The sequence below is a fragment of the Uliginosibacterium sangjuense genome, from assembly GCF_059132465.1.
Genome location: NZ_CP101132.1, coordinates 676,739 through 701,750 on the forward strand (window position 1 = coordinate 676,739; position 25,012 = coordinate 701,750).

The 25,012-nt window shown below is 65.9% G+C and carries 20 protein-coding genes; 6 read left to right on the plus strand and 14 right to left on the minus strand.

Translation table 11 applies throughout. From position 1 onward, the window contains the following. The first annotated feature begins 63 nt into the window (after window positions 1-63). From NMB43_RS03070 to NMB43_RS03080, 3 genes are all read left to right on the plus strand, one after another. Window positions 64-312, plus strand: a complete 249-nt coding sequence (locus NMB43_RS03070; protein ID WP_494350691.1) for a YfhL family 4Fe-4S dicluster ferredoxin — start codon at window positions 64-66, stop codon at window positions 310-312. Window positions 313-438: 126 nt separating this feature from the next. Further along, a complete protein-coding gene (locus NMB43_RS03075) occupies window positions 439-888 on the plus strand; it encodes a NanQ anomerase/TabA/YiaL family protein (protein ID WP_494350692.1) in 450 nt (149 codons plus the stop codon). Window positions 889-967: 79 nt separating this feature from the next. Then, on the plus strand, window positions 968-1,795 hold the full coding sequence (locus NMB43_RS03080) for an HDOD domain-containing protein (protein ID WP_494350693.1): 828 nt from the start codon (window positions 968-970) through the stop codon (window positions 1,793-1,795). Between the two features lie 3 nt (window positions 1,796-1,798). On the opposite strand, the gene NMB43_RS03085 is transcribed toward NMB43_RS03080, so the two are convergent. Beyond that, window positions 1,799-2,530, minus strand: coding sequence for an SPOR domain-containing protein (locus tag NMB43_RS03085; RefSeq protein ID WP_494350694.1), 732 nt, complete (start codon window positions 2,528-2,530; stop codon window positions 1,799-1,801). Window positions 2,531-2,532: 2 nt separating this feature from the next. Next, window positions 2,533-3,102 carry a DUF2802 domain-containing protein gene (locus NMB43_RS03090; RefSeq protein WP_494350695.1) on the minus strand — a complete coding sequence of 190 codons (570 nt, stop codon included), beginning with the start codon at window positions 3,100-3,102 and terminating at the stop codon, window positions 2,533-2,535. A gap of 110 nt (window positions 3,103-3,212) precedes the next feature. On the opposite strand from NMB43_RS03090, the gene NMB43_RS03095 reads away from it, so the two are divergent. After that, a complete protein-coding gene (locus NMB43_RS03095; protein WP_494350696.1) occupies window positions 3,213-3,986 on the plus strand; it encodes a YdcF family protein in 774 nt (257 codons plus the stop codon). 55 nt (window positions 3,987-4,041) lie between these two features. Here the strand turns inward: NMB43_RS03095 and NMB43_RS03100 are convergent, their stop codons facing one another. From NMB43_RS03100 to NMB43_RS03145, 10 genes are all read right to left on the minus strand, one after another. Next, entirely contained in the window at window positions 4,042-5,244 is a 1,203-nt protein-coding gene (locus NMB43_RS03100; RefSeq protein WP_494350697.1) for an acetyl-CoA C-acyltransferase, read from the minus strand. 142 nt (window positions 5,245-5,386) lie between these two features. Then, on the minus strand, window positions 5,387-7,771 hold the full coding sequence (locus NMB43_RS03105; protein WP_494350698.1) for a 3-hydroxyacyl-CoA dehydrogenase/enoyl-CoA hydratase family protein: 2,385 nt from the start codon (window positions 7,769-7,771) through the stop codon (window positions 5,387-5,389). Between the two features lie 114 nt (window positions 7,772-7,885). Then, window positions 7,886-9,172 (minus strand): OmpP1/FadL family transporter, encoded by a 1,287-nt coding sequence (locus NMB43_RS03110; RefSeq protein WP_494350699.1) that lies wholly within the window; start codon window positions 9,170-9,172, stop codon window positions 7,886-7,888. Window positions 9,173-9,222: 50 nt separating this feature from the next. Continuing rightward, window positions 9,223-9,606: an acyl-CoA thioesterase gene (locus NMB43_RS03115; protein ID WP_494350700.1), complete on the minus strand. Its 384-nt coding sequence runs from the start codon at window positions 9,604-9,606 to the stop codon at window positions 9,223-9,225. Further along, window positions 9,603-11,552: a 3-hydroxyacyl-CoA dehydrogenase NAD-binding domain-containing protein gene (locus NMB43_RS03120; protein WP_494350701.1), complete on the minus strand. Its 1,950-nt coding sequence runs from the start codon at window positions 11,550-11,552 to the stop codon at window positions 9,603-9,605. Before NMB43_RS03120 ends, NMB43_RS03115 begins: the two co-directional genes overlap by 4 nt. Window positions 11,553-11,697: 145 nt before the next feature. Beyond that, window positions 11,698-12,996: an acetyl-CoA C-acetyltransferase gene (locus NMB43_RS03125; RefSeq protein WP_494350702.1), complete on the minus strand. Its 1,299-nt coding sequence runs from the start codon at window positions 12,994-12,996 to the stop codon at window positions 11,698-11,700. Window positions 12,997-13,165: 169 nt separating this feature from the next. After that, window positions 13,166-15,664 carry an acyl-CoA dehydrogenase gene (locus NMB43_RS03130; protein WP_494350703.1) on the minus strand — a complete coding sequence of 833 codons (2,499 nt, stop codon included), beginning with the start codon at window positions 15,662-15,664 and terminating at the stop codon, window positions 13,166-13,168. Further along, entirely contained in the window at window positions 15,661-16,374 is a 714-nt protein-coding gene (locus NMB43_RS03135; protein WP_494350704.1) for a TetR/AcrR family transcriptional regulator, read from the minus strand. The genes NMB43_RS03130 and NMB43_RS03135 overlap by 4 nt, the downstream gene beginning before the upstream one ends. A 142-nt stretch (window positions 16,375-16,516) precedes the next feature. Next, a complete protein-coding gene (locus NMB43_RS03140) occupies window positions 16,517-17,587 on the minus strand; it encodes a calcium:cation antiporter (protein WP_494350705.1) in 1,071 nt (356 codons plus the stop codon). 268 nt (window positions 17,588-17,855) lie between these two features. Continuing rightward, window positions 17,856-20,642 (minus strand): glycoside hydrolase family 2 TIM barrel-domain containing protein, encoded by a 2,787-nt coding sequence (locus NMB43_RS03145; protein WP_494350706.1) that lies wholly within the window; start codon window positions 20,640-20,642, stop codon window positions 17,856-17,858. Between the two features lie 248 nt (window positions 20,643-20,890). Here NMB43_RS03145 and NMB43_RS03150 point away from each other — a divergent pair, with 248 nt between their 5' ends. Then, on the plus strand, window positions 20,891-21,787 hold the full coding sequence (locus tag NMB43_RS03150) for a LysR family transcriptional regulator (protein WP_494350707.1): 897 nt from the start codon (window positions 20,891-20,893) through the stop codon (window positions 21,785-21,787). Then, entirely contained in the window at window positions 21,784-23,157 is a 1,374-nt protein-coding gene (locus NMB43_RS03155) for a glycoside-pentoside-hexuronide (GPH):cation symporter (RefSeq protein WP_494350708.1), read from the plus strand. The genes NMB43_RS03150 and NMB43_RS03155 overlap by 4 nt, the downstream gene beginning before the upstream one ends. 34 nt (window positions 23,158-23,191) lie before the next feature. Here NMB43_RS03155 and NMB43_RS03160 read toward each other — a convergent pair whose 3' ends face one another. Further along, window positions 23,192-23,827 (minus strand): LysE family translocator, encoded by a 636-nt coding sequence (locus NMB43_RS03160; RefSeq protein WP_494350709.1) that lies wholly within the window; start codon window positions 23,825-23,827, stop codon window positions 23,192-23,194. Window positions 23,828-23,951: 124 nt separating this feature from the next. Beyond that, on the minus strand, window positions 23,952-24,932 hold the full coding sequence (locus NMB43_RS03165) for an aldo/keto reductase (protein WP_494350710.1): 981 nt from the start codon (window positions 24,930-24,932) through the stop codon (window positions 23,952-23,954). Between the last annotated feature and the right edge of the window lie 80 nt (window positions 24,933-25,012).

Here is a 25,012-nt window from a genome sequence, read left to right on the forward strand (position 1 = left end):
TTTCCTTCCCTATTCACTTCCAGACAGGCGAGCAGCCTGCAGCAACAACCGAGGTAAGAACCCATGGCTTTGATGATCACCGACGAATGCATCAACTGCGACGTCTGCGAGCCAGAATGCCCGAACGATGCGATCTCCCAGGGCGCCGAAATCTACGAGATCAATCCCGACAAGTGCACCGAATGCGTGGGCCACTACGACGAGCCGCAGTGCCAGCAGGTTTGTCCGGTCGACTGCATTCCGCTGAACCCCGACCGTGTCGAAAGCAAGGATGAGCTGATGACCAAGTTCATCAAGCTCACCAGCAAGTAAAGCCCGGGGAAAAGGCCGCGACACAAGATTTTGCGGCTGGATCGTCGCGCCTGGTCAAGATGTGGTGAGGCGGCTTGAGGCATGCTGCGGCATCGTCCTTTCCCTGTGACCTGACCGGACCACGCCATGATCATCGACTACCTGCCCAACGCGGCGCGCTACGAATCCCTCCACCCGCTGTTCGCCCAGGCTTTCGATTTCCTGCGCACGCAGAAACTGGAGGAACTGCCGGCGCGGCGCCATGACATCGTGGGCGACCAGCTCTTCGCGCTGGTCCAGCGCTATGACGCCAAGCCGCACAGTGAAGGTTTCTGGGAGTCGCACCGGCGCTACATCGACCTGCAGTACATCCATGCCGGGCGCGAGCAGATCGGCTGGGCGCCACAGTCCTCGATGCGCCTGCGCGAGCATGACGAGGCGCGCGACCTGCTGTTCCTTGACGGCCAGGGCGAGCTGCTGACCGTGAACGCCGGCGGCTTCATGCTGCTGTGGCCGGAGGATGCGCACATGCCCGGCCTGCGTGTGGGTGAGGCGGCGGAGCCCGTGTTCAAAGTGGTGTTCAAGATCGCGGTTTGAGCCTGCGGTTACTGCCTATTCAGTCCGGCGCCGCCGCGGCCGTAATCCAGGGGATCAGTCCCTCTGGAGTCTGTTCCCCATGAGCGCCGCCGTCGACAAGCTGTTCGCCAACATCCCCCGCCTGCCCAGTATTCCCAAGGTCGTGCAGGAGTTGATCGCGTCCCTGTGCAAGGACGATGTCGACATCGCTTCGCTGGTCGGCCAGATCAAACAGGACCAGGCCCTGTCCGCCCAGGTGCTGCGCATGGCCAACTCCAGCCTGTACGGCGCCAGCCGCAAGATAGGTGCGATCGACGGTGCGGTCACCATGATCGGGCTGTCGGCCCTGCGCTCGGTGACCATCGCGTCTGGCATGTCGCGTTCGTTCAAGCCGATCGAGGGCCTGGACATGCGCCGCTTCTGGCGCCATTCGATGGTCAGTGCCGGGGTGGCGCGTACCTTCGGCAAGCGTGAGGGCGTGAACCAGGAGTTCGCCTACACGGCGGGCCTGATGCACCGCCTGGGCAGCCTGCTGATCCACCTGGCCTACCCGGCGGCGGCGCGGCAACTGTCGCGCGAGGGTGGGCCCAAAGGCGAGCAGTTATTAAAGATCGAACATTCGCTGATCGAGACCGATCATTGCGAGGTCGGGGCCGAGCTGGCGGCGCGCTGGAGCTTTCCGCCGGAGATCCAGAATGCGCTGCGCTGGTATGAGAAACCGCTGGTGGCGGAGGCCGGCATGTTGGCCTCCATCGTGGCCCTGGCCTCGGCGGTGGCCGACGGGCTGGACGCCGGGCATGCCCCGACCGAGATCGCGGCCAGCCTCGACCCTGGGCTGCTGGCCAAGCTCATGCTGGAGCGCGAGGACGCGCTGTGGCGCATCGAGCTATGCCAGGAGCTGCCGGCACAGATGGAGCAGTTGTTGTAGCGCTCAGCGCGGGTGCCCGGCGACCACCATGCCGGACTCCATGCCCAGTTTCTTCAACTGGGCCTGCGCGGCGACCGCCTCGTTGCGCGACTTGAACGGACCCACCTGCACCCGCGTTTCGAGGCGTGCGCTGACGCCGGCGGCCTGCAGGCGCTTGTAGAGCTGCTCGGCATTGTCGTAGTCGGTGAACACCCCGAGCTGAACCACGTAGCCGTCCTTGATTGCCGGCGGTGTCTTGGCGTCCTGCTTGGTGACCACAGGCTTCACGGGCTCGGCACCCACGGTCAGGCGTGGCGTGACAGGCACACCAGCCGGCTTGGTCACCGGCTCGCGCACCACCGCCGTGGGCGGCACCTTGGCGGGTACCCCCAGCACCGGTGCGGTAGGGTCCATCGTTTCCTCGGGTACGCCTTGCGGCATGCTGGCGGCCACCTCGGGGGAGGCGGCCAGCGAGGCCTGCTCCACGCTGGGGGCATCGGCCGATTGGGCCACCATGTCCTTCGCGCTGTCGGCGAGACTGGGGGCGGACACCTCCGGCGGCGAGAGCGGGCTCTGTGGCGTCACGGTGCGGGCCACTACCGGGGCCTCCAGCTCTTCGGGTGACTGTGGCTTGTCGAGAATCACCAGCACGGCCAGCAAGGCCACGACCAGCGCGGCCACCGTACCGCCGCGTACCAGCAACTGGCGACGGGTGCGCTGGGCGTCATCCGGGCGGGTGGCAAGCTGTTCCTGCATCTTCATTCTCCTGAGGGTGACATGGCCAGCAGCGAGCGCACCAACTCGGCTTCGGCCACCGAGATACCGCAGCGCTCGGCGATGGCACTGGCATCGAGGCCGCGGCGCGCCAGCGAGACGGCCTCACCGTACTGTGGCGACACGCGCGAGGCGGCGCGCTGGTCGGCCAGATCCTGGCGCAACTGCTGAATGTCCTGTTTGAGCGCGTCGACCTCACTGCGCAGTTCGTCGACCAGATGACGCTGCTGGCGCACCTCCAGCAAGGCATCGAAGCCGAAGGCCGAGGCGTCGGGTTCGGCCGGCGGGCGGGGTTTGGTGTAGGTGGCGGGGGCGACTTCCCCGTCCTCTTCATCCGATTCGTCGGCGAGTGTGTCGATGTGCGCGGAATGCGAGGCGGTGCCGCTGGCGCGATTGGAGTCCGCGGGCAGGATGCTGCTGTTGAGCACCGGTTCGCGAAACTGCAACGAAGATGCAGGGCTGGCTGGTTTTCGGGACAGTCGCCACCAGCGCAGAACCAGCCATAGCAGGTACACCAGCAGGACGGCGATCATCGCCAGGACCAGTTCGCGCACGCCTCACACTCTCCTTTGTGGGCGGGTGCATGCAGTGCCCCGCCGGTTTTGCCTGCGATAATACGGCCAAGCCCCCTGGATTAGAAGCCGCGATTGCGGCGCTGCCTGCGATGGACCTGCCGCTCGGACTGATACTCAAGAAGATTGTGGGCGCCTTGCTCAAGCCGCCCTTGCTGCCCTTGCTGCTGATTACCATGGGCCTGCTGCTGATGCGCTGGCGGCCGCGTGTGGGGCGCGGCATGGCCTGGGCCGGGCTGGGCCTGGCGTTGTTCCTCAGCACGCCCTTCACGGTGGCGCTGATGACGCGTCCGCTGGAGCGCTTCCCCGCCATCCAGCCCGCACAAATGGAGCGGGCCCAGGCCATCGTCATCCTGGCCGGTGGGCAGCGCGCCTTCACGCAGGAGTACCAGGGGCCGGCGCCCAGCCGTCTGACCCTGGAGCGCCTGCGCTATGGCGCGCGCCTGGCGCGCCTGAGCAAGTTGCCGGTGCTGCTGACGGGTGGCAACCCGACCTGTGACAGCTCGGAGGCACGCGTCATGGACGAAGCGCTGCAACTGGACTTCAATCTGCGCGCGCAGTGGATTGAGGATCGCTCGCTCGACACCGCCGACAATGCACGCCTGTCCGCGCCGATCCTGCGTGCGGCGGGAATCCAGCGCATCGTGCTGGTGACGCATGCGGCCCACATGTGGCGGGCGAGCAATGAATTCCGCCTGCAAGGCTTTGAGGTGATCCCCGCGCCGACCGCCTTCTTCACCGGCGACAGCGCAGGCGAGGAGTTCTTCGTCGACTTTCTGCCCAGTATGACCAGTGCCTATGCTGGTTGGTACGCCACGCATGAGTGGCTGGGGCTGGCGGCGCAGTGGCTGCGGGTGAGGATGTAGGGAGTCGGGAGTCGACCGCCCGTCCTCCTCTCAGAGGATGGGCGGTCGCGGGTGCTCAGCAGCGCTCGAACAGACCAGCCGCGCCCATGCCGGTGCCGATGCACATGGTGACCATGCCGTACTTCAGCGCCGGGTTGCGCTGCATGGCGGACATCAAGGTCGCCACGCGAATCGCGCCGGTGGCGCCCAACGGGTGGCCCAGTGCAATGGCGCCGCCCTGCGGGTTCACCTTGGCCGCATCCAGCCCCAGCGTCTTGATGACGGCCAGCGCCTGCGCCGCAAAGGCCTCGTTGAGTTCGATCCAGTCCAGCGCATCCTGGGCCACGCCGGCACGCTGAAGCACTTTGGGGATCGCCGCAATCGGGCCGATGCCCATGACTTCAGGCGGTACTCCGGCGACCTCGAAGCCGCTGTACCTGGCAATCGGCGTGAGCTGGTAGCGCTTCAGCGCGGCCTCGCTCATCAGCAGCACCGCGCCGGCGCCGTCGGACATCTGCGAGCTGTTGCCGGCGGTGACGCTGCCCTTCGCGGCGAACACCGGGCGCAGCTTGGCCAGGCCTTCGAGCGAGCTGTCGGGGCGCGGGCCCTCATCGTTCTCGACCAGGCGCTCGACCACGCGCACGGCGCTGGTCTTGAAGTCCGGCTGATGCTCCTGCACCAGGTAAGGCGTGATCTCGTCGCGGAAGTGGCCGGCCGCGATGGCCGCGCAGGCCTTCTGGTGCGAGGCCATGGCAAAGGCATCCTGCTCGTCGCGGGTGACCTTGTACTGCTGCGCGACCTTCTCGGCGGTGATGCCCATGCCATAGGCGATGGCCACATTCTCATCGTGCTCGAAGAAGGCGGGGTTCATCGCGACCTTGTTGCCCATCATCTGCGGCATGATGGTCATGGATTCGGTGCCGGCACCGATCATCACATCCGCCTCGCCAAGCTGGATGCGCTTGGCTGCATCCGCCACCGCGTTCACGCCGGATGAGCAGAAGCGGTTGATGGTGATGCCGGGCACGGTATCCGGCAGGCCCGCCAGCAGCAGGCCGATGCGGGCGACGTTCATGCCTTGCTCGGCTTCCGGCATGGCGCAGCCGACGATGACGTCACCGATCTCCTTGAGGTCGAGGCCCGGCGCCTTGGCCACCACGGCGCGCAGCACGTGGGCCAGCATGTCGTCGGGGCGGACGTTCTTGAAGGCGCCGCGGCGCTTGGCCACCGGAGTGCGGGTGGCGGCGACGATGTAGGCGTCCTGGATCTGTTTGTTCATGCTTGTTTCCTCTCTGTTCCGTTACTCCCGCAGGCGGGAGTCGAGGGGGTAGGGTGGGTTCGCGAAGCAACCCACCGTCTTGCCGTTGCAGATGGTGGGTTGTCGCTCCGCGCCGAACCCACCCTACGTCTTTTTCGCCAGGTTAGTTCCTCAGCGGCTTGCCGGTTTCCAGCATGTGCACCAGCCGCGCCTGCGTCTCGGGCGCCTTGAGCAGTTCGACGAACTGGTAGCGCTCCACGTCGAGCAGCCATTGCTCGGTGACCAGGCTGCCGTTCTCCACGTCGCCGCCGCACAGTGCGGTGGCGACGGCCTTGGAGACACGGTAGTCGTGGTCCGAGATCATGCTGCCGGCATGCATGTTCACCAGCATCATCTCCAGCGTGGCGATGCCACCGCGACCGGCCACCGGGACGAGGCCCGGCTGCAGGCGCGGACGGTGGCCTGCGGCGGCGATGCCCAGCGCGGTCTTGCGCGCCACATGCAGCAGTTCATTGGGGTTGGTGATCACGATGTCGTACTCGCGCAGCAGGCCCAGTTCCTTGGCGTGGCGGGCGCTCTTGGCCACGTTGCCCATGGCGAGGGTCTGGAACACGTTCTGCAGCCAGATCATCGGGTCGTTGATCGCGGTGCGGGCTGCCATCTCGCTACTGCGGATGGCGAACTCCTTGCAGCCGCCGCCGGCCGGAATCAGGCCCACGCCGACTTCGACCAGGCCGATGTAGCTCTCCAGCGCGCACACTGCGCGCGTGCTGTGCATGACGATCTCGCAGCCGCCGCCCAGGGCCATGCCATTGACGGCGGCGATGACGGGCACCTGCGCGTACTTGAGGGTCTGCGACATCTGCTGGAATTTGGCGACGATGCCTTCCAGCGTGACGAAGTCGCCGGCCTCCAGCACCGGGCGGATCTGCTTAAGGTTGGCGCCGACAGAGAAGGGTGCTGTCGGTTGCCAGATCACCAGGCCGGCGTGGTCGCGCTCGGCGCGTCGCACCGCTTCGATGATGCCGTCCAGCACCACCGGACCGACCGCGCACATCTTGCTTTTGAACGACAGAACCGGCACCTGCGCGCCGTCTTCGTCGTCGAGCGTCCACATGCGCACCTCGTCGTTTTCCCACAGGGTGCGGCCGGCGTCTTGCACTTCGCCGAACACACGCTCGGGGAACAACTGGCGGCGATACACCGGCAGCGTGGAGCGACCCTTGAGGGTGCCACTGACGGCGTCATATGAGCCTGCAGGGCCATGCACGCCCTCCACCTCGAACACCCAGGCGGGGAGTGGCGCGTCGCTCATCGTGCGGGCGCCCGCGATGTCGTCGCGGATGGCCTCGGCAATCTGCTTCCAGCCGGCCGCCTGCCAGGTCTCGAATGGGCCTTGTGCCCAGCCGAAGCCCCAGCGCATGGCGAGGTCCACATCACGGGCGTTATGCGCGATGTGGGTCAGGTGCACTGCCACGTAGTGGAACACGTCGCGGAAGATGGCCCACAGGAACTGCGCTTGCGGATGCGTGCTGGCACGTAGTTGTGCGAAGCGTTCGGCCGGATTCTTCTGCTTGAGGATGCTGATGACCTCTTCGTCCACCTCGGCGCCGCTGTCGCGGTAGTCCTGCAGCCTGAGGTCGACGACCTTGATCTGCTTGCCGTCCTTGCGATAGATGCCGGCGCGGGTTTTCTGGCCCAGCGCGCCCTTGGCGATCAGCGCCGCGAGCCACTCCGGCGTCGCGTAGTACTTGGCCCAGGGATCGTCCGGCAGGTTGTCTGTCATGGTCTTCACGACGTGCGCCAGGGTATCCAGGCCCACCACGTCGGCGGTGCGATAGGTCGCGCTCTTGGGGCGGCCGATCAGCGGGCCGGTCAGCGCATCGACCTCGTCGAAGCCCAGGCCCAGGCGCTGCGTATGGTGCATGACGGCGAGGATGGAGAACACGCCGACGCGATTGGCGACGAAGTTGGGCGTGTCCAGCGCGCGCACCACGCTCTTACCCAGCGTTGTGGTGAGGAAGCTCTCCAGGTCGTCCAGCAGTGCGGCCTCGGTGCCGTGGCAGGGGATCAGCTCCACCAGCGACATGTAGCGCGGCGGGTTGAAGAAGTGCACGCCGCAGAAACGCGGGCGCAGGCTGGCCGGGCAGGCTTCGGCCAGGCGATTGATCGACAGGCCGGAGGTATTGGTGGCGAAGATCGCGTCGGGCCGGATGTGCGCCGCGACCTTGTGATACAGGTCCTGCTTCCACTCCATCTTCTCCGCGATGGCCTCGATGATCAGGTCGCATTCGGCGAGCCGTGCGAGGTGCTGGTCGTAGTTGGCGGCCTCGATGCACTGCACGCGATCGGCGGTGGCGAGCGGGCTGGGTTCGAGCTTCTTGAGCCCGTCGAGCGCTTTGGTGACGATGCCGCTGGGATGACCTTCCTTGGCCGGCAGGTCGAACAGGATGACCGGCACGTCGGCATTGGCACAGTGGGCGGCAATCTGCGCGCCCATCACGCCGGCCCCGAGTACGCCGACCTTGCGGATGATGAAGTTGGACATGGGTTTCTCCGGTTGAGGGATGAGCCGCTCCTCGGCATGCCATTTCTGGCACCCCGGACATTCTTGTTGTTGTGGAGCGGGGGCCACCCCGAGCGGGGTGGCCCTGGACAGGGCTTAGAAGGCCTGCGAGTACTGCAGACCCATGATCAGGACGCTGCCTTCATAGGTGCCGGTCACGCGACCACGTCCGGACGAGATCTGGTTGTTGTCGATCTCAGTGTCCTTGATGATCAGGTAGGCGGCGCCGAAGTCCAGGCGCGAGGCCTTGGACATAGCGTAGCCAGCGCCGATCGACAGCCACAGGCGGTCGTGGTCGGGCAGCGACACCAGGCGCGAGTCGGCGCCCTTGACCGGTGCCTGGTCCCAGGCGATGCCGTAGCGCATCTTCCATTGCTCGTTGAGCTTCTGGTTGGCGCCCAGCGCAACGCGCCAGGTGTTCTTGAAGTGGGCGTCCAGGGTCTGCGCGGTAGTGCCGGACAATGCGCCGCTAGTACGCACGATGTCGACCGTGTTGATCTTGCCCCAGCCGGTCCAGGATAGGTCGCCCAGCATCTCCCAGGTCTGGTTGAGTTGCTGCGCCACGCTGATGATCGCGGTGTCGGGCAGTTTCAGATCGGCCTTGGCGTCGATGTTGGTGGTCAGCGGAGACAGGCCGGCCGCCGTGCCGCTGAAGGACAGACCGCCTTCCAGTTCATGCTTGATCGCCGAGCGGTAGGACACGCCGATCTTGGTGCTGGCGGACGGCGTAAACAGCGCGCCGATGTTCCAACCCCAAGCGTCGTTGTCGGCGTCCAGCGTCACCTTGGTGTTCTGTAGCGCGACGCTGCTGACGGCGGCCATGCGCTCATAGGTGGCCTCCATGCGCTGCCAGTTCAGGCCGGCGCCCAGCGACACGGCCTCGTTGATCTTCCAGGCCACCGAGGGGTTGATGTTGTAGGTCTTGATGTCGAAGGTCAGCGACTGGAAGCGGCCGACCCAGTCTTCGTCATACTCGGTCTTCAGGCCGAAGGGAGCGCCGAAACCAAGGCCCAGGTACCAGTCCTTGCTGAGGGCGAAGGACATGTAGCCGTTGGGCAGCGCGGCGATGTCGCCCGCGTCGCCACCGTTGCTGCCCGACAACGGCACGCCGGGGGCGGCGGTGGAGCCGTTGTTGCTGAACTTGTAGCTGGGCTTGATCAGGGACAGGCCGACCGACACCTCGCGCGCCTGCAACTGCGTCATGCCGGCCGGGTTGAAGTAGATCGTGCTGGCGTTGTCGGCCACGGCGGCGGAACCCGCGTAGGCGTTGCCCAGGCCGCTGGCGTTCTGTTCGAGGAGCTGGAAGCCCGAGGCACTGGCGCCCTGTGCTGCCAGCAGGGCGGCCATGACGGCGATGCTGCGGGCGATCGTGGTTCTGTTCATCGGTTTGTCTCCTGCTAGGTCGTGATCCGTGGTGAAGGAATGAAGCGTGGTCAAACGGGCGGCAGGGGTCGCTTCTGCCCCCTGGCGTCGATGGCTACATAGGTCAGGGTGGCTTCGGTCACCTTGACGACTTTCGGGTTGGCGGGGTCGCGTTCGGAATAGACCTCGACTTCCACCGTCATTGAGGTCGTACCCTCGCGGATGATGTGGGCATAGAAGCTGACGAGATCGCTCTTGAAGACCGGCTCCTTGAACACGAAGGAGTTGACGGCGACGGTCACGATGCGCCCCTTGGCGCGGCGCGCGGCCGGAATGGAGCCGGCGATGTCCACATGCGCCATGATCCAGCCGCCGAACACGTCGCCGGCGGCGTTGAGATCCTTGGGCAGGGGGAGGACGCGCAGCACTGGCTCGCGCTGGGGCAGTTCGGTCATGTTCTTGGCTGGCTCGCGGTGTAGTTCATGGGGCCGCCCGTCCAGGGCGAAAAACCGGTGCCGAAGATTACGCCGGCATCGGCCAGGTCCGCGTCGGCGACAACCCCGTTTGAAACACATGTTTGCGTTGCCGCAAGCAGGGGTTTGACGAGCCTGTCGGCCAGGCCGATGGGTGGCTGCGCGCCGCCAGCCTTGATCGCCTTGCCGTCCTGCCAGCGGTAGTAGCCTTCGCCGCTCTTGCGCCCCAGTTTGCCCGCTGCAACCAGCGTCTGCAGGCGTCCTGGCGCGTCGCTGCTGCCGGTCAGTGCCTTGCCAGTGGCGAGTGCGATGTCCAGCCCCACCGTGTCGGCCAGCTCGATCGGCCCCATGGGCATGCCGAAGTCGGTCGCTGCACGATCCACCGCCTCGGGTGCGATGCCTTCCTCCACGCAGCGCATGGCTTCCAGCAGGTAGGGGCCGAGCACCGCGTTGACGAGGAAGCCCGGTGCGCTCTTCACCGGCAGCGGCAGCTTGTCCAGCTTGTGCACGAAGCGCATCGCACGCTGCACCTGTACCGGGTCGCTGCGCTCGCCGGCCACCACCTCGACCAGCGGCATCATCGCCACCGGATTGAAGAAGTGGATGCCGACCAGGCGCTCCGGCTGCTTCAGCGCCTGGGCGATGTCTTCCAGGCGCAGACTGGAGGTATTGGTCGCCAGCACCGCCTCGGGCTTGGCGCGGGCCTCGATGTCGCGGAACAGCGCATGCTTGGCGACCAGGTTCTCGAAGATCGCCTCGATGATGACATCCGCCTGACGCACGCCATCACCACGCGGGTCGGCGATCAGGCGGTCTAGCGCGAAGCGCACCTGCTTGCGGTCGCCACGGAACTTTTTGCTGAAACTGTCAGCGGCACGCTTGATGGCCGGCGCGATGCGCTCGATGTCCTGGTCCTGCAGCGTCACGGTCATGCCGCGCAACGCGCACCAGGCCGCGATGTCGCCGCCCATCACGCCGGCGCCGACCACGTGCGCATGGCGTGGTGCGAAATCGTTCGCATCGTCCTTGCCCAGCGCCTTGAGGCGTTGCTGCAGGAAGAACACGCGCACCAGGTTCTTCGCCGTGCCCTGCGACAGCAGGTGCTCGAAGGACGCGGGGTGCCCCGCCGGCACGGCCAGCGCATTGCCGTCGAAATGCTGCCAGATGTCGATGATCGCGTAGGGTGCCGGGTAGTGTTCGGCACGCGCTTTCTTCGCCACCTGCTTGCGCGCGCCACTCGCCACGACCGCCTTCAGCGGGCCGTTGAGCAGGCGTTGCACCAGGCCGGGCTGGCGCGCCGGCTGGCCCGACAGCACCAGCATGCGCGCGGCATTGTCCATCACACGCGGTGGCACCGTATCGTCCACCAGGCCCATGCGCTTGCCGCGCTTGGCGTCGATCTGCTTGCCGGTGAGCATCATGTCCATCGCGGCGGCCGGGCCGATCAGGCGCGGCAGACGCAGCATGCCACCCCAGCCCGGCACGATGCCCAGCATCACCTCGGGCAATGCCATGCGCGTGCCCGGCTCATCCACTGCGATGCGGTAGCGGCAAGCCAGGGCCAGCTCCAGCCCGCCCCCCATGCAGTGGCCACGGATCAGGGCCAGCGTGGGGAAGGGCAGGGCCTCGATGCGATTGAACAGATCCCAGCTACGTTGCACCAGCGCACGCGCGGCGGCGCCATCGGCGAGCCGCGTGAATTCCTCGACATCGGCACCGGCGATGAAGCCGGCTTCCTTGCCGGAGCGGATGACCAGCCCTGCCGGTTGCTCGCGTTCCAGCAACGCGATGGCCTGTGCCAACTCGGCGATGACCGCACTGCCCAGCGTGTTGGTGCTGGCACCGGCGCAGTCCAGCGTGAGCCAGGCGAGCTTTTGCGCATCGCGCTCCAGGCGCCAGTGTTGCCACATCATTTCGTGCATGATCATTGGTGTGCCCCGACGGCAAGGCGCAGCGAGTCAAGTCCGTCATTCCCGCGAACGCGGGAATCCACTTTCCGGGGGATGTCAGCAAAGAGGTCGAAGTGGATTCCCGCGTTCGCGGGAATGACGAATGTAAAGTATGCGATTGTCATTACGGCGTCTCCACCAACATGGCGCCGCCCTGGCCGCCGCCGATGCAGATGCTGGCGATGCCGCGCTTGCCGCCCGCTTTTGCGTCCATCCGGCGCAAGATCTGCAGCAGGTGCAGCACGATGCGTGCGCCGCTGGCGCCGACTGGGTGGCCCATGGCCACCGCGCCGCCGTCGATGTTGAGCTTGTTCTCGTCGAGCGTGCCCATCACCCGGTCCAGCCCAAGCTGCTCGCGGCAGTAGGCATCGTCGTTCCAGGCGCGCAGGCAACCGATCACCTGGGCGGCGAAGGCTTCGTTGATCTCCCAGGCATCGAGATCGTTGAGGCCCAGCCCGTGGCGCTGCAGGATGGGGGTGGCGGCATGTACCGGGCCCAGGCCCATCTGCTCCGGCGCGAGACCTGCCCATTGGCTGTCGCTGATCTTGCCGATCGGCGTCAGGCCATGTTCTTGCACAGCCTCTTCCGAGGCCAGCACCAGCCAAGTGGCGCCATCGGTCACCTGTGAGCTGTTGCCGGGTGTCACCCGGCCGTACTTCTTGTCGAAGAAGGGCTTGAGCTTGGCCAGGTTGGGCATGGACGAGTCGCGGCGCAGGCCGTCGTCATGCGCGTAGACATTGCCCTTGTCGTCGACCAGGGGCACCAGTTCGTCCGTGAAGTGGCCGGCGTCGTGTGCGGCCATGGTGCGCTGGTGGCTGCGGACCGAGAAGGCGTCCATGTCTTCGCGCGTGATGCCGAAGCGCCAGGCGAGGTTCTCGGCCGTCTGGCCCATCAGCAGGCCCACCACCGGATCGGTGAGACCCTTGACGATGCCGATCACCGGCGCGAGGTAGCCCAGCTTGAACTTCTGCAGCGCGGCCGCGCGCTGGCCGAAGCTCTTCGCGGCGTACCAGCCGGACAGCCAGCGCACCATCGCGTCGCTGAACAGCAGCGGGGCACGCGACAGCGCATCGACGCCGCCGGCCAGCACCAGTTGCGAACGGCCGGCCTGGATGTTGGTGATGGCCGAGTCCAGCGCCTGCATGCCGGAAGCGCAGTTGCGCATCACAGTCCAGCCCGGCACCTTCTGGCCGCAGCCCATGCGCAGCGCCACCACGCGGCCGATGTTGACCTCGTCCGGCGAGGGCGAGGCGCAACCCAGGATCACCTCATCGAGCTGCTCCGCTGCGAAGGGCTGGCGGGCCAGCAGCGCGCGGCCGGCGATGGTCGCGAGGTCCGACGCGGCGAAGGGACCGGGGGCGTTCTTGGCCTTGAGGAAGGGCGTGCGCGCGCCGTCGATGATGTAGACGGGTTTGAAGCTCATGACGATTGACTCCCACCGTCAGACACCGTCATTCCTGCCTTCGCAGGGATGACGAGGCGGAGGTGTGTAGCCCGGATGCAGGCCGCAGGCGGGAATCCGGGGTGGTGCGAATCCGCGTGCCGATCCCGGATTCCGCTTCGCTGCATCCGGGCTACGTGGTGTTGGTGGCTCACGCTGCCTCCCGCGCTTCCGTGGTGATGACGGAGCTGGGTCGCACATGCGCGTTGGCGTCGCCCAGGCCGAAGTCCTGCGGGAAATCGTCGACGCGGATCGCCTTCTGGCGCAGCGCCTCGCGGCGGGTGAGCAGGGCTTCCTCCTCGCGGCTGACGATGCCCTTGGCCACCGCTTCGCGTACCAGGGCCTCGAAGCCGCGTGCGCTGAGCTGCTTGGCTTTCTGCGCGGCGCGGATCTTGGTCTCGATAGCCTCGGCCTTGACCGTGGCCTCAAGCGCCAGTTCCAGCACGGCCACCGGGTCTTCTTCGTTACCGTACTCGCAGTAGCTGTCGGCGATCAGGCGTTCGCGGGCGGCGGACGGCGTGATCAGCAGGCGGGCGACTTCGTGGCCAAGCTTGTCGGAGGGCACTACGTAGGGGCGGCCTATGGGGAAGATCACACGGCGCAGCAGGATCGAGATCAGGCGGTTCGGGAAGTTCGAGATCACGCCCTCGAGCGCGCTCTGCGTCTTGAACATGGCATCCCACATCGACCAGTGCATCAGCGGCGCATCCTCGGCCTGGCGGCCTTCGGCCTCGAAGCGCTTGAGCGTGGCCGAGCACAGGTACAGGTAGGACAGGATGTCGCCCAGGCGTGCGGACAGCTTCTCCTTGCGCTTGAGGTCGCCGCCCATGGTCAGCATGGAGACGTCGGCGATGAAGGCGAAGGCGGCCGAGAAGCGGGTGAGCTGCTGGTAGTAGCGTCGCGTCTCGGGGGCGATATCGTCCGGCGTGCCGACCCAGTGCGAACCCGTGATGCCGGTGATGAAGGCCCGTGCGGCATTGTTGACGGTGAAGCCGATGTGGCTGAACAGGGCTTCATCGAAGGCCTTGAGTCCGCGCTCGCTGTTCTCGTCCTGCGCGGCACGCATCTCGCGCAGCACGAAGGGATGGCAGCGGATCGCGCCCTGGCCGAAGATGATCAGGCAGCGCGTCAGGATGTTGGCGCCTTCCACCGTGATGCCGATCGGCAGTTGCTGGTAAGCGCGGCCGAGGAAGTTCTGCGGGCCCAGGCAGATGCCCTTGCCGCCCAGGATGTCCATGCCGTCATTGACCGATTGGCGGCCACGTTCGGTGACGTGGTACTTGATGATGGCGGACACCACCGAGGGTTTCTCGCCCATGTCCAGCGCGCCGGCACTCATTACCCGCGCGGCGTCGGCCATGTACAGGTTGCCGCCGATGCGGGCCAGCGGCTCCTCGACGCCCTCGAACTTGCCGATGGCCATCTTGAACTGGCTGCGCACGCGGGCATAGGCACCGACGGCGCGCGCGGTCAGCTTCATCATGCCGGTGTTGCAGCCGGGCAGCGAGATCGCGCGGCCGGCGGCCAGGCATTCCATCAGCATGCGCCAGCCCTGGCCGGCCATCTTGGGGCCGCCGATGATGAAGTCCAGCGGCATGAACACATCGGTGCCCCAGTTCGGGCCGTTCTGGAACACCGCGTTGAGCGGGAAGTGGCGGCGACCGATGTTCACCCCGGGGTGGTTGTGTGGCACCAGCGCGCAGGTGATGCCCAGGTCTTCGGTGTCGCCCAGCAGCTTGTCCGGGTCGTACAGGCGGAAGGCCAGGCCCAGCACCGTGCAGATCGGGCCCAGGGTGATGTAGCGCTTGTCCCAGGTGACGCGCATGCCCAGCACTTCGCGGCCCTGGTACATGCCCTTGCAGACCACGCCGTAGTCCGGGATCGAGGCGGCATCCGAGCCGGCCTGCGGGCTGGTCAGCGCGAAGGCGGGGATTTCCTCTCCCTTGGCCAGGCGCGGCAGGTAGTAGTTCTTCTGCTCGTCGGTGCCGTAATGCAGCAGCAGCTCAGCCGGGCCCAGCGAGTTCGGCACCATCACGCTGATCGCAGAGGCGGAGCTGCGCGTGGCCAGTTTGGTGATGACCTGGGCATGGCCAAAGGCCGAGAAGCCCTTGCCGCCGTATTCCTTGGGGATGATCATGCCGAGGAAGCCCTTGTCCTTCACGTACTGCCAGGCTTCGGGCGACATGTCCTGATGGATGTGGGTGGTGTCCCAGTCCACCATCAGGCGGCACAGCTCATTCGTCTCGTTGTCGAGGAAGCTCTGCTCCTCGGGCGTGAGCTTGGGCCAGGGGTAGGCCAGCAGGTCCTTCCATTGCGGGCGGCCGGAGAAGAGCTGGCCCTCCCACCAGACCGTGCCGGCTTCCAGCGCGGTCTTCTCGGTTTCCGACATCGGCGGCAGGATGCTGCGATAGATCTTGAACACCGGGCGGGTGATCAACGCACGGCGCAGCGGGGGCAGCAGGAACACCGCGAAGGCAGCCAGCAGCACGGCCAGCACGCCGATCTGCAGGGCTTGCGGTGCGCCCAGCACGGCGAGCAGATTGCCTGCCCACAGGATCACGCCGGCCGCCCAGAACAGCAGCGGCGCACGCAGGGCCGCCAGCGCCAGCGCGCCGACCGGCAGGGCCAGGATCAGTAACAGCACAGTCATTTCTTTGTCTCCGTTGCAGGCTTGTTCGGAATGCCGTTGCCATCGTCGGGCAGCGGCGCGCGCAGGCCGCCCAGCAGGAAGGCGGTCAGGCGTGGTTTGAGTTGAGCCGGGTCGGTATCAACGCGGCCGGTGACGAGCGCCAGCGCATCGATGCCCGAGATGGCATACGACACGGCGCCCATCATGAAATGCAGGCGCCACACGATCTCGTCCTTGGGCACGTCGGGCAGCGCGCGGTACAGCGCGGCGAGGTAGCGCTCCATGACTTCCGCATACTCTTCGGCCATGAACTGGCGGATGAACTGTGCCGGCTCGGTGTAGGTGCGACCCAGCAGATTCATGAAGGTGTGACCGCCACCCTGGGTGTCAGCCGCCATGCTCAGCGCCGGGCCGAAGAAGCCTTCGAGGATCAGGCTGGGCTTGATCGGCTTGCCCTTGGCTGCGGCTTCCAGGCGGTCCAGTTCGGCCAGACGTTCCAGGTTCAGCGCGGTCAGGCGGCGATGGAAGATCGCCTCGAACAGCGCTTCCTTGCTGCCGAAATGGTAGTTCACCGCGGCCAGGTTCACCGCGGCCTGGCCGGTGATCATGCGCATCGAGGTGCCGTCGAAGCCGTGTTCGGCAAACAGGCGCTCGGCCACGTCGAGGATGCGTTCGGACGTGTCTATCGTGGCCTGGCGGCTATCGGTGGCGCGGGTTGCCGGGTCTCTCATGTCGTGATCAGGGGCACGCAGGTCGTAGGCCTGTTTGTTGTGAATCAAACGTTCGTTTGAATAATACGTGCAATCGTCCACAGGTCAAGCCGGCGGGACTAGGGGCTTTCCCTGAGGGCGAGGGGGCGGCGGCTGGCGCCGCTCAGGGCACGATGGAGAGGAACAGGAAGGCCGCGAAGATGACCAGGTGTACCGCACCCTGCATCATGTGCGTGCGGCCGCTGCCCAGTGTGACCGCGCTGACGATGAAGCTCATCACGAGCAGCGCCATCTCGGTGGGATTCACGCCCAGCATCAGGGGCAGGTCGAAGGCGATGGCGGCGATGACGACCACCGGTACGGTCAGGCCAATGCTCGCCAGGGCTGAGCCGATGGCCAGATTCATGCTCGTCTGCAGGCGGTCGGCGCGGGCGGCACGCGCCGCGGCGACGGTCTCGGGCAGCAGCACCAGCAGCGCAATCGCGATGCCTACCACGGCGCGCGGCGCGCCGGCCTCGTTGACCAGGCGCTCGATGGTGGGCGAGAGCATCTTGGCCAGCCCGACCACCGCGACCAGCGAGACGAACAGCAGCGCGAGGCTCAGCCAAGCGGTGGTTTTGCTCGGCGGCGGGGCGTGCTTGTCGGGGTTGGAGGCGTCGTGCGCGGGCAGGAAGTAGTCGCGGTGGCGCACCGTCTGGATGAAGACGAAGATCGCCCACAGCGCAACCGAGGCGACGGCGACGAACCATAGTTGCGATGCGGTGTAGGTGCCGCTGCTGCTACTGGTCGTGAAGGCCGGCAGCACCAGGGTCAAGGAGGCCATCACGATCAGCGCCGCCAGGCCGGCGCCGCTGCCTTCCACGCGAAAGCTCTGCTCGCGGTGTGCCAGCCCGCCCAGCAGCAGGCACAGGCCTACCACGCCGTTGCAGATGATCATCACCGCAGCATAGATCGTGTCGCGCGGCAGCTCGGCCATCTCGGGTCCGCCCGCCACCATCATCGACAGGATCAGCGAGGCCTCGATGATGGTCACGGCCAGTGCCAGCACCAGGGTGCCGAAGGGTTCGCCGACGCGGTGTGCGATCACCTCGGCGTGGTGCACCGCCGCCATGACTGCGGCGCCGAGGGCGGCCGCGCACAGTAAGCCAAGGAGCGGGCCGACCTCGCCCATCGCGATGGCAAGGACCAGCAGGCACAGCGATGCAAGCGGCACGAGCCAGATCCAGGCGCGCATGGAGAACTCCTCGGTGAGCGGGACGCGCTGGCAGTGTGTCGGTGCCGGGCGCGGTTGACAAGCGTGATGAACCCGCCGGAAAGCGCGCCTTGCCCGGCTCCCAGCGCCCAGGACGGGGCAGCCGCAGATCGCAGGCGAATGCCACCGGCCCGACTGTGTCGAGACGCGAGGCTGCAGTGAGCACCCCCTTGCGCCTGATGCGGAACGCCGGGCCAAAAAAAACCCGGCGCGAGCGCCGGGTGGAAATCTACTGCGAGGAGCCTTTGGCTTACTGCTTCACGACGGCGATGTTGGAGACGATCGCCTTGCCCGTGATGCCTTTGAAGTCAAGCTTCAAGCTGCCGTTGCTGACGGTGACCGGGAAGCTCCTGGCGATGGCCGTGTTCCTGGCTCCCGCCGAGGCAAAGACATCCAGGTTCGCGATCTGGCTGATGCCATTCGCATCCACGCTGAAGACCCGCGCACCGGCTGCCGTGGCCGTGGGCTCCAGGAAGCCCAGCGTGACCTGGTAGTTACCGTTCGCCAGCGGGATCTGGTAACTGAAGCTGCTGCCCTCACGCCACATGTCCCAGACGCGGCCGGTTTCCGGAACGCTGCTGCTGCCCAGCCCGTTGATGACGACATTGCCACTGAGCCCGATGGCGCCGCCAAAGCCGGTCGGCACAGGTGGCAACTCGCCGCCGACGAAGAAGTTGTCCGAGCCATACCGATGAGAGCCGAGTAGCGCATCGCTGGACTGGAGGCCGGTCGTCAGTTGCCCTGCGGCGATGTAGATGTTCTGGGCGTTATCGTTGGAGAGCGTCCAGGTCACCGCATCCGCCACACTCGTGTTGCCGTGGCTGCCCACGGCGGACACCAGGTTGCTACCCGCCTGCAGACTGACCGACTTGAACTCGCATACCCGCAACGGGCACTCTGCGGCCGTCTTGCTGCCGACCGTCTGACCGTTGACCTTCAAGCTCACCGAGTCCGCGTTGCTGTAGACCTTGATGTCGGTCACCGGGTAGGCACGCTGGACGTAACGACGGCTGGCGATGTAGGTCACCGGACTGGCCGTCCAGTTTGCTTTGTAGAAATAGAACACGTCCTTTTTGGTCTCGCGGCCGAAGGTCACCAGACCCTTTGTGTTGGTCTTGCCGACATCGCCCTCGTGCCGGATGCCAGAGCCGAAGTCGAACATGTTCCAGATCCACGAGGCCATGAGGTAGGGGCGCGCGACGATCTGCGCGTAAGCCTTCTCATGGACGTAGTTGGCATACCCCTCGGGTTGGTAGCAGATGCGGGTGGAGCCACTGCCATCGCGTGAGCACACCCGGCCGCCGGACACATTGTCGGTGTGGTGCGTGATGGCCGAGCCCGCTCCATATTCGCTGAGGCCGATGGGCTGGGTGGGGTTCTTGGTGTGCAGGTCGTCGAGGTTGTCGCCCAGTTGCGTTTCCGAGGTGCCGTAGTACCACTGGAAGTAGCGATTGACGCTGTAGCTGTCGGTATAGCCGGTCTGCGTCAGGGCATCGGGCAGTACGGTGTCGCCGCTGCGGGTCACCTGGTTGGCCAGGGTGGTGATGCGGGTCGGGTCTTCGCTCTTCGCCAACTGGTTCAGGCTCCTGAACAGGGCTTGAACGTTGTTGCTGGCATCGGTACCCCCCGTCACTTCGTTCGCGATAGACCACATGCCGACCGAGGCGTGGTTGAACTGCTGGCGGATCATCTCGGTGAGCTGCTGGCGGGCGTTTGCCGCAAAGCCGGTGGTTTCCGGGTCGACCAGTCGCGTGACCGAGGTCGAGTTGACCAGGGCGAGCTCTGCCCACACGACGACACCGAGTTTGTCTGCTTGTTGCAGCGTGTACTCCGAGTGAGGGTAGTGCGCGAGGCGGACGGTGTTGGCGCCGATCTCCTTGATGAACGCAAAGGATTCGTCAATGTCGGCTTCGGTCATTGCCCAGGCCTTGCCGAGCTTGTCCTGGTGCAGGTTCACACCGTGCAGGGGCACCGATTTCCCGTTCAGGAAGAAGCCCTTGTCGACGTCGAAGCGCATTTCGCGGATGCCGAAGTCGCGCACCACCTTGTCGATGACCACGCCCTGGCTGTCCTTGAGTTCCACCACCAGCTTGTAGAGGTAGGGATCGCTGAGGCCCTGCCACAGGTGCGCCTGGCTGACAGCCAGATCAATGGAGGCCTCGCCGGCCGCGCCCTGCTTGAGGACGACGTTCTGGCTGGCGCTGGTCTTGAGTGTCTTGCCGTCTTTCTCAAGGAGGGAGGCCTGCACGACGTAGCGACCGTCTGCAGCAGCGTTCTTGAGTTTGGCGACGACGTTGACCGCGGCGTTCGCGCCGGACAAGGAGACGGTTTTGGCGTAGATGCCGGCACTGCCGAAGTCGTCCAGTGCGAGGTGCGCCTGGGCCGGGGTCGAGATCAAGGACACGCTGCGGTAGAGCCCGCCGGACATGTTGAAGTCCCCGCCGAGCGGAGCGATCGCGGTCGGCGATGAATCGCCCGTCGCCGCACGGTTGTCAGTCTTGACCAGCAGCACGTTCTTGCCGGCCTTGAGCTTGCCCGTCACATCGAAGCGAAACGCGGTGAACGCACCGCGGTGCTGGCCCAGCTTCTCGCCGTTCAACCACACATCCGCGACGATGCTGGCGCCATCGAACTGGAGCCACTGCGTGCCCGCGTTCGTGGCGCCATCAATCTCCAGTCGATACCAGCCTAGGCCACGCTTGTAGTTGGGCGTGGTCGGGTAGGACTGGGCCGTCGAAGCCGCATCGATGGCATTCCAGGTATGCGGCAGTTTCACCTCGGCCCAGTTGGCGCCTGAATCCAGCAGGGCCTGGCTGTCGACCATCAGGTCGTCCTGGGTGAACTTCCAGTTTCCAGACAAAGACGTGACGCTGCGCACCTCCTGTGTGGTGACTGCGGGCGCGCTCGACGCCTCGCTGACCTGCGCACTGTCGCCGCCGCCTCCGCCGCAGCCAGATACGCCAAGCCCCACGCCGCACGCAAGCCCGACAAAGAGGACGATGGTCTTCTTGTTGAAACTGATCGAATTCTTGTTCATTTACTCCTCCGGAAAACACAGAAAATCCGGCGGACAGGACATGCCAATCGCATTGACTCACACCGGAAACCCGATCCAGATTCTTTGTGGAGCGATAAGCCGGGTCCATCGCATATTTCGCAAGCCGCCTTGCGTTTCGCGGGAAGCGCTTTGTTCCTAATGGTTTGGGAAGGCAAGCGGTTTACGCTTATTGACGCTTACCCTGATTCGCTTCAGGGTCTCGCCCCTTGAGGAGCAGGCATGCGGTCATGAACGAAAGGCAGTTGAGTTACTTCATCGTGATTGCCGAGGAGAAGAACCTCGGCCGCGCAGCAGCACATCTGCCTTTGTCCATGTCGGCCCTGTCCCGGCAGATGCAGGCCCTTGAGGAGGAGTTGGGAACGGTGCTGTTCAACCGGACAGGCGCCGGCCTGGACCTGACTCCGGCTGGTGAGGCCTTGCTCGCCCGGGCCAAGCTGCTGCGCAGCCAGTTCGAGATCACGCGCAGAGAAGTCCAGCGTGCGGGGACACAGGTTCTGGGGCGTCTGGACGTCGGCGGTTTCGGCGCCGTCTCGCTGATCTATCTGCCGCAACTGCTCAAGGCCTTCAAGGCCAGCCATCCGGATGTGGAGGGCGCGGTGCATACCGGCCCCGCCACATTGCAGGTCGAGTCGCTCAGGCAGGGAAAGATCTGTGCCTACTTCGATCGGGTCCACCGCGCACCCGAGGGATGCGCAATCGAGCTGGCGTTCCGCGACACCATCGTCGTGGCCCTGCCCGAGGGACACCCGCTGTGTGCCAAGCAGGAGATCGCGCTGGAAGATCTGCGCGACGAACCGATGATCGGGCGCCAGGATGAGCGCAACCACCCGCCCGAGCTGCGCAGGCTGCTCGACGGCCTCGGCTTCCAGTTGAAGATCGTCCAGCGCGTCCAGGACATGGTGACCTCCGCCACCATGGTGGGCTGTGGTCTGGGCCTGGCCTTCATGGCAGCCTCGGTGCAAAGGCTGCACATCGCCCGCGTTGAGTTCCGCCCTTTGCGCACGGACACCCGCCTGCCCTGCGATATCCATTGCGTCTATCGGCAGGACGATGACTCGCCCTTGCTACGCGCCTTGCTGCATGTTGTGCGGGCGCATCGGGACGACGCGGTCATCGAGGAATGAGCCCGGCCGGTCTTCCTCCCCTGCGCTGGTGGAGTGTCCTGGGATACGGGGTTGGCGACGTCGCCAACAACTTCGTATTTGCGATGGGTACGTTCTTCCTCCTCAGCTACTACACCGACGTGGTCGGTCTGCCACTCGTTGCGACGGGTAGCTTGCTGATGATCGTCAAGATTTACGGAGCAGGCGCCGATCTGCTTGCGGGCAGGATCATTGATCAGTATTCGACGCGCTGGGGCAGGTTTCGGCCCTTCATCCTATGGGGCGCCGCGCCGCTCCTGATGCTGAATGTGGCCGTATTCTCGGTCCCCGCGACCCTGAGCCCGTCCGGCAAGCTCCTCTATGCCTATCTCAGCTACGCACTGCTGGTGACTGCCTACGCTTTCGTCAACATGTCTTATGGATCGCTGGCCTGCGTGATGACGCAAGATCCGGTAGACCGCGCACGCCTGGGGGCGGCACGTACGGTCATGTCGGTCATGACTGGCAGCCTGCTGACCATCCTGATCGGCCCGTCTCTGGCCGAGCTGCAGGGCGGGGTGCTGCAAGACCGGCTCACCATCCTGACCGTGGCAGAGGCGGTGCTCGGCACGCTTCTGTTTACCGCCTGCTTTCTCGCTACTTCCGAGGTCGTGCCGCGTGCCACCACACAGCCCAGCCTGCGTGGTGCCCTCCGTGCGGTGCTCAGGAACAAGGCCCTTCTGGTGCTGTGCGGGACGATGGTGTTCGCACTGCTGGGTTACACCTGCTCGGGCGCGTCGCTGGTCTATTTTGCGCGCCATCTCTCTCCCGACCCGAAGCAGTTCTTCCTGTTCATCGGTGTGCTAGGCATGCTGTCCGCAGTCCTGACATTTGCCTCTGTGCCCGCGCTGGTGAGGCGCTTTGACAAGCGGTGGGTCGCCCTGGCCGGACTGCTACTCTGCTTTGTCGGCTACTTGCTGCTCTTCTTCGCGTCGCGCGCGCACACCGAGTCCCTGGTTGTGTGTGCCTTCGTGTTGTCTTCCGTTGGGGTGCGGGTCGTCATGTCCACGGTCTGGGCGCTCGAAGCCGATACGGTGGAATACGGGGAATGGCGGACCGGGGTGCGTATCGAAGGGCTGACCTACGCCACCTTCTCCTTGTCGCGCAAAATCGGACAGGCGCTTGGCGCAGGCTGCCCCGCCATGCTGCTTGCGCTGGGGGGCTATCGTAAGGGTGAAGCTGCGCAGTCCTCGTCGGCCATCGATGCCATTGTCCAGTCCGTGGCCTTGGTCCCCGCGATCGCCGTGCTGATGGCATTTGGCCTGTTATGCCTCTATCCGCTCACGGATCGGCGCTTCGCCGAGATAGTGAGCGAAGTCCGTCGTCGACAAGCCGGTGTGGCCGCGGAATAAGTAGACACCCGTGGCCGGCCTTCTCCGGCGCGCTTCAGGGGCGTACGGCGTCCAGCATCAACTTGATGCCCAGCAACCCCAGAATGCCGCCGGCGCTGCGGTCCAGCCAGGTCTTGGTGGCGAGGTAGTGCGCCCGTGGCGCGGGCGAGGACAGGGCGATGGAGACCAGCGAGTACCAGCCCGTCTCGATCATGAACACGATCAATGGCAGCGCGACCAGCACCCCGCGCGGCGCATCGGCCGGCAGCAGCGAGGCGAAGACGCCGGCGTACACGATGGCGGTCTTCGGATTGCTGACTTGCGTGGCCAGACCTAGCACGAAGGAGCGCACCAGCGTGCCTGACTGCGCGGTCTGCGTGGCCGCGCTCAGGACCAGGGGCTGCGGCGCACCGCGCCAGATGCGGATGCCCAGATACACCAGGTAGGCCCCGCCCAAGAGTTTCAATGCCAGGTACAGCAAGGGCACTGTCGCCAGCACCGCCAGCAGGCCCAGCACTGCAATCACCGAGAAGAGTGCGCCGCCAACCCCCATGCCCAGCGAGGCAGCGAGGCCATCGCGCCGCGATACCGCCAGCGCGGTGCGCGCCACCATCACGAAGCTGGGGCCGGGGCTGATCGCGCCCAGCGTGAGCGCGAGGATGATGCTGAGGAGGGCGGTGCTGAGAGTCATGGTGTGGCCTCGTCGGGTGCGGTAGTGGTCTGCAGGATGGTCGAAGCGCCGCGCTGTTCATCACATCGCCGCTGCGATGGGGATCGGCTTGTAGCCTTCACCCCTCCGTTTCCCCGGCGCTGTCTCACTTGCCCACCATCGCCTGCATCGCCGCCGAGTAGCGGGCGCCTTCGACGGGGATGGCCGCGAGCAGCGCGGCGAGGGTCTGCAAGTCGGCGGGGCTCAGCGTGAGCTGCGCTGCGCCAAGGTTCTCTTCCAGACGGTCCAGCCGCGTGGTGCCGGGGATCGGCACGATCCAGGGTTTCTGGGCGAGCAGCCAGGCGAGCGCGATCTGTGCGCGCGTGGCCTGCTTGCTGGCGGCCAGGTCGCCCAGGGCTTCGACCAGGCGCTGGTTGGCGCGGCGGGCCTCCGGGCTGAAGCGGGGGATGCCGGCGCGGATGTCCTTGTCCGCGAATGTCGTGTGCTCGTCGATGGCGCCGGTCAGGAAGCCCCGGCCCAGCGGGCTGAAAGGGACGAGGCCGATGCCCAGTTCTTCCAGCGTGGGCATGACGCTGTGCTCCGGCTCGCGCCACCACATCGAGTACTCGTTCTGCAGGGCGCTCACCGGCTGCACGGCGTGGGCGCGGCGGATGGTCTGTGCGGCGGCTTCCGACATGCCGAAGTGGCGCACCTTGCCTTCGGCGATCAGCTCGCGCACGGTGCCGGCGACGTCTTCGATGGGCACTTCCGGGTCGACGCGGTGCTGGTACAGCAGGTCGATCACGTCGGTGCGCAGGCGCTTGAGCGAGGCCTCGACGACCTCGCGGATGTGTTCCGGGCGGCTGTCCATGGCGCCGGGTACGCCGATCCGGAAGCCGAACTTGGTGGCGATCACGACTTTGCTGCGGAAGGGGGCGAGCGCCTCGCCGACCACGTCTTCATTGGTGAAGGGGCCGTACACCTCGGCGGTGTCGAAGAAGCTGACGCCAAGCGCGTAGGCGCGCCGGATCAACTGGATGGCTTCACTGCGGGCGAGGGGTGGGCCGTAGCCATGGCTCAGGCCCATGCAACCGAGGCCGATGGCGGAGACCTTGAGGCCGCTGCGGCCGAGTTCGCGTGTCTGCATGGTGGATGCTCCATCGAGTCCGCCACGGGGTGCGTGGCCATGACAGATGATAGTGCAGTCGACGGTGCAACCGGGGCTGG

Coding starts and splice junctions, on each gene's coding strand:
- NMB43_RS03150 (WP_494350707.1), top strand. CDS start 20,891: ATGAACGAAAGGCAGTTGAGTTACTTCATCGTGATTGCCGAGGAGAAG.
- NMB43_RS03130 (WP_494350703.1), bottom strand. CDS start 15,664: ATGACTGTGCTGTTACTGATCCTGGCCCTGCCGGTCGGCGCGCTGGCG.
- NMB43_RS03160 (WP_494350709.1), bottom strand. CDS start 23,827: ATGACTCTCAGCACCGCCCTCCTCAGCATCATCCTCGCGCTCACGCTG.
- NMB43_RS03095 (WP_494350696.1), top strand. CDS start 3,213: ATGGACCTGCCGCTCGGACTGATACTCAAGAAGATTGTGGGCGCCTTG.
- NMB43_RS03165 (WP_494350710.1), bottom strand. CDS start 24,932: ATGCAGACACGCGAACTCGGCCGCAGCGGCCTCAAGGTCTCCGCCATC.
- NMB43_RS03070 (WP_494350691.1), top strand. CDS start 64: ATGGCTTTGATGATCACCGACGAATGCATCAACTGCGACGTCTGCGAG.
- NMB43_RS03080 (WP_494350693.1), top strand. CDS start 968: ATGAGCGCCGCCGTCGACAAGCTGTTCGCCAACATCCCCCGCCTGCCC.
- NMB43_RS03110 (WP_494350699.1), bottom strand. CDS start 9,172: ATGAACAGAACCACGATCGCCCGCAGCATCGCCGTCATGGCCGCCCTG.
- NMB43_RS03115 (WP_494350700.1), bottom strand. CDS start 9,606: ATGACCGAACTGCCCCAGCGCGAGCCAGTGCTGCGCGTCCTCCCCCTG.
- NMB43_RS03105 (WP_494350698.1), bottom strand. CDS start 7,771: ATGTCCAACTTCATCATCCGCAAGGTCGGCGTACTCGGGGCCGGCGTG.
- NMB43_RS03155 (WP_494350708.1), top strand. CDS start 21,784: ATGAGCCCGGCCGGTCTTCCTCCCCTGCGCTGGTGGAGTGTCCTGGGA.
- NMB43_RS03100 (WP_494350697.1), bottom strand. CDS start 5,244: ATGAACAAACAGATCCAGGACGCCTACATCGTCGCCGCCACCCGCACT.
- NMB43_RS03140 (WP_494350705.1), bottom strand. CDS start 17,587: ATGCGCGCCTGGATCTGGCTCGTGCCGCTTGCATCGCTGTGCCTGCTG.
- NMB43_RS03120 (WP_494350701.1), bottom strand. CDS start 11,552: ATGATCATGCACGAAATGATGTGGCAACACTGGCGCCTGGAGCGCGAT.
- NMB43_RS03085 (WP_494350694.1), bottom strand. CDS start 2,530: ATGCAGGAACAGCTTGCCACCCGCCCGGATGACGCCCAGCGCACCCGT.
- NMB43_RS03145 (WP_494350706.1), bottom strand. CDS start 20,642: ATGAACAAGAATTCGATCAGTTTCAACAAGAAGACCATCGTCCTCTTT.
- NMB43_RS03135 (WP_494350704.1), bottom strand. CDS start 16,374: ATGAGAGACCCGGCAACCCGCGCCACCGATAGCCGCCAGGCCACGATA.
- NMB43_RS03075 (WP_494350692.1), top strand. CDS start 439: ATGATCATCGACTACCTGCCCAACGCGGCGCGCTACGAATCCCTCCAC.
- NMB43_RS03125 (WP_494350702.1), bottom strand. CDS start 12,996: ATGAGCTTCAAACCCGTCTACATCATCGACGGCGCGCGCACGCCCTTC.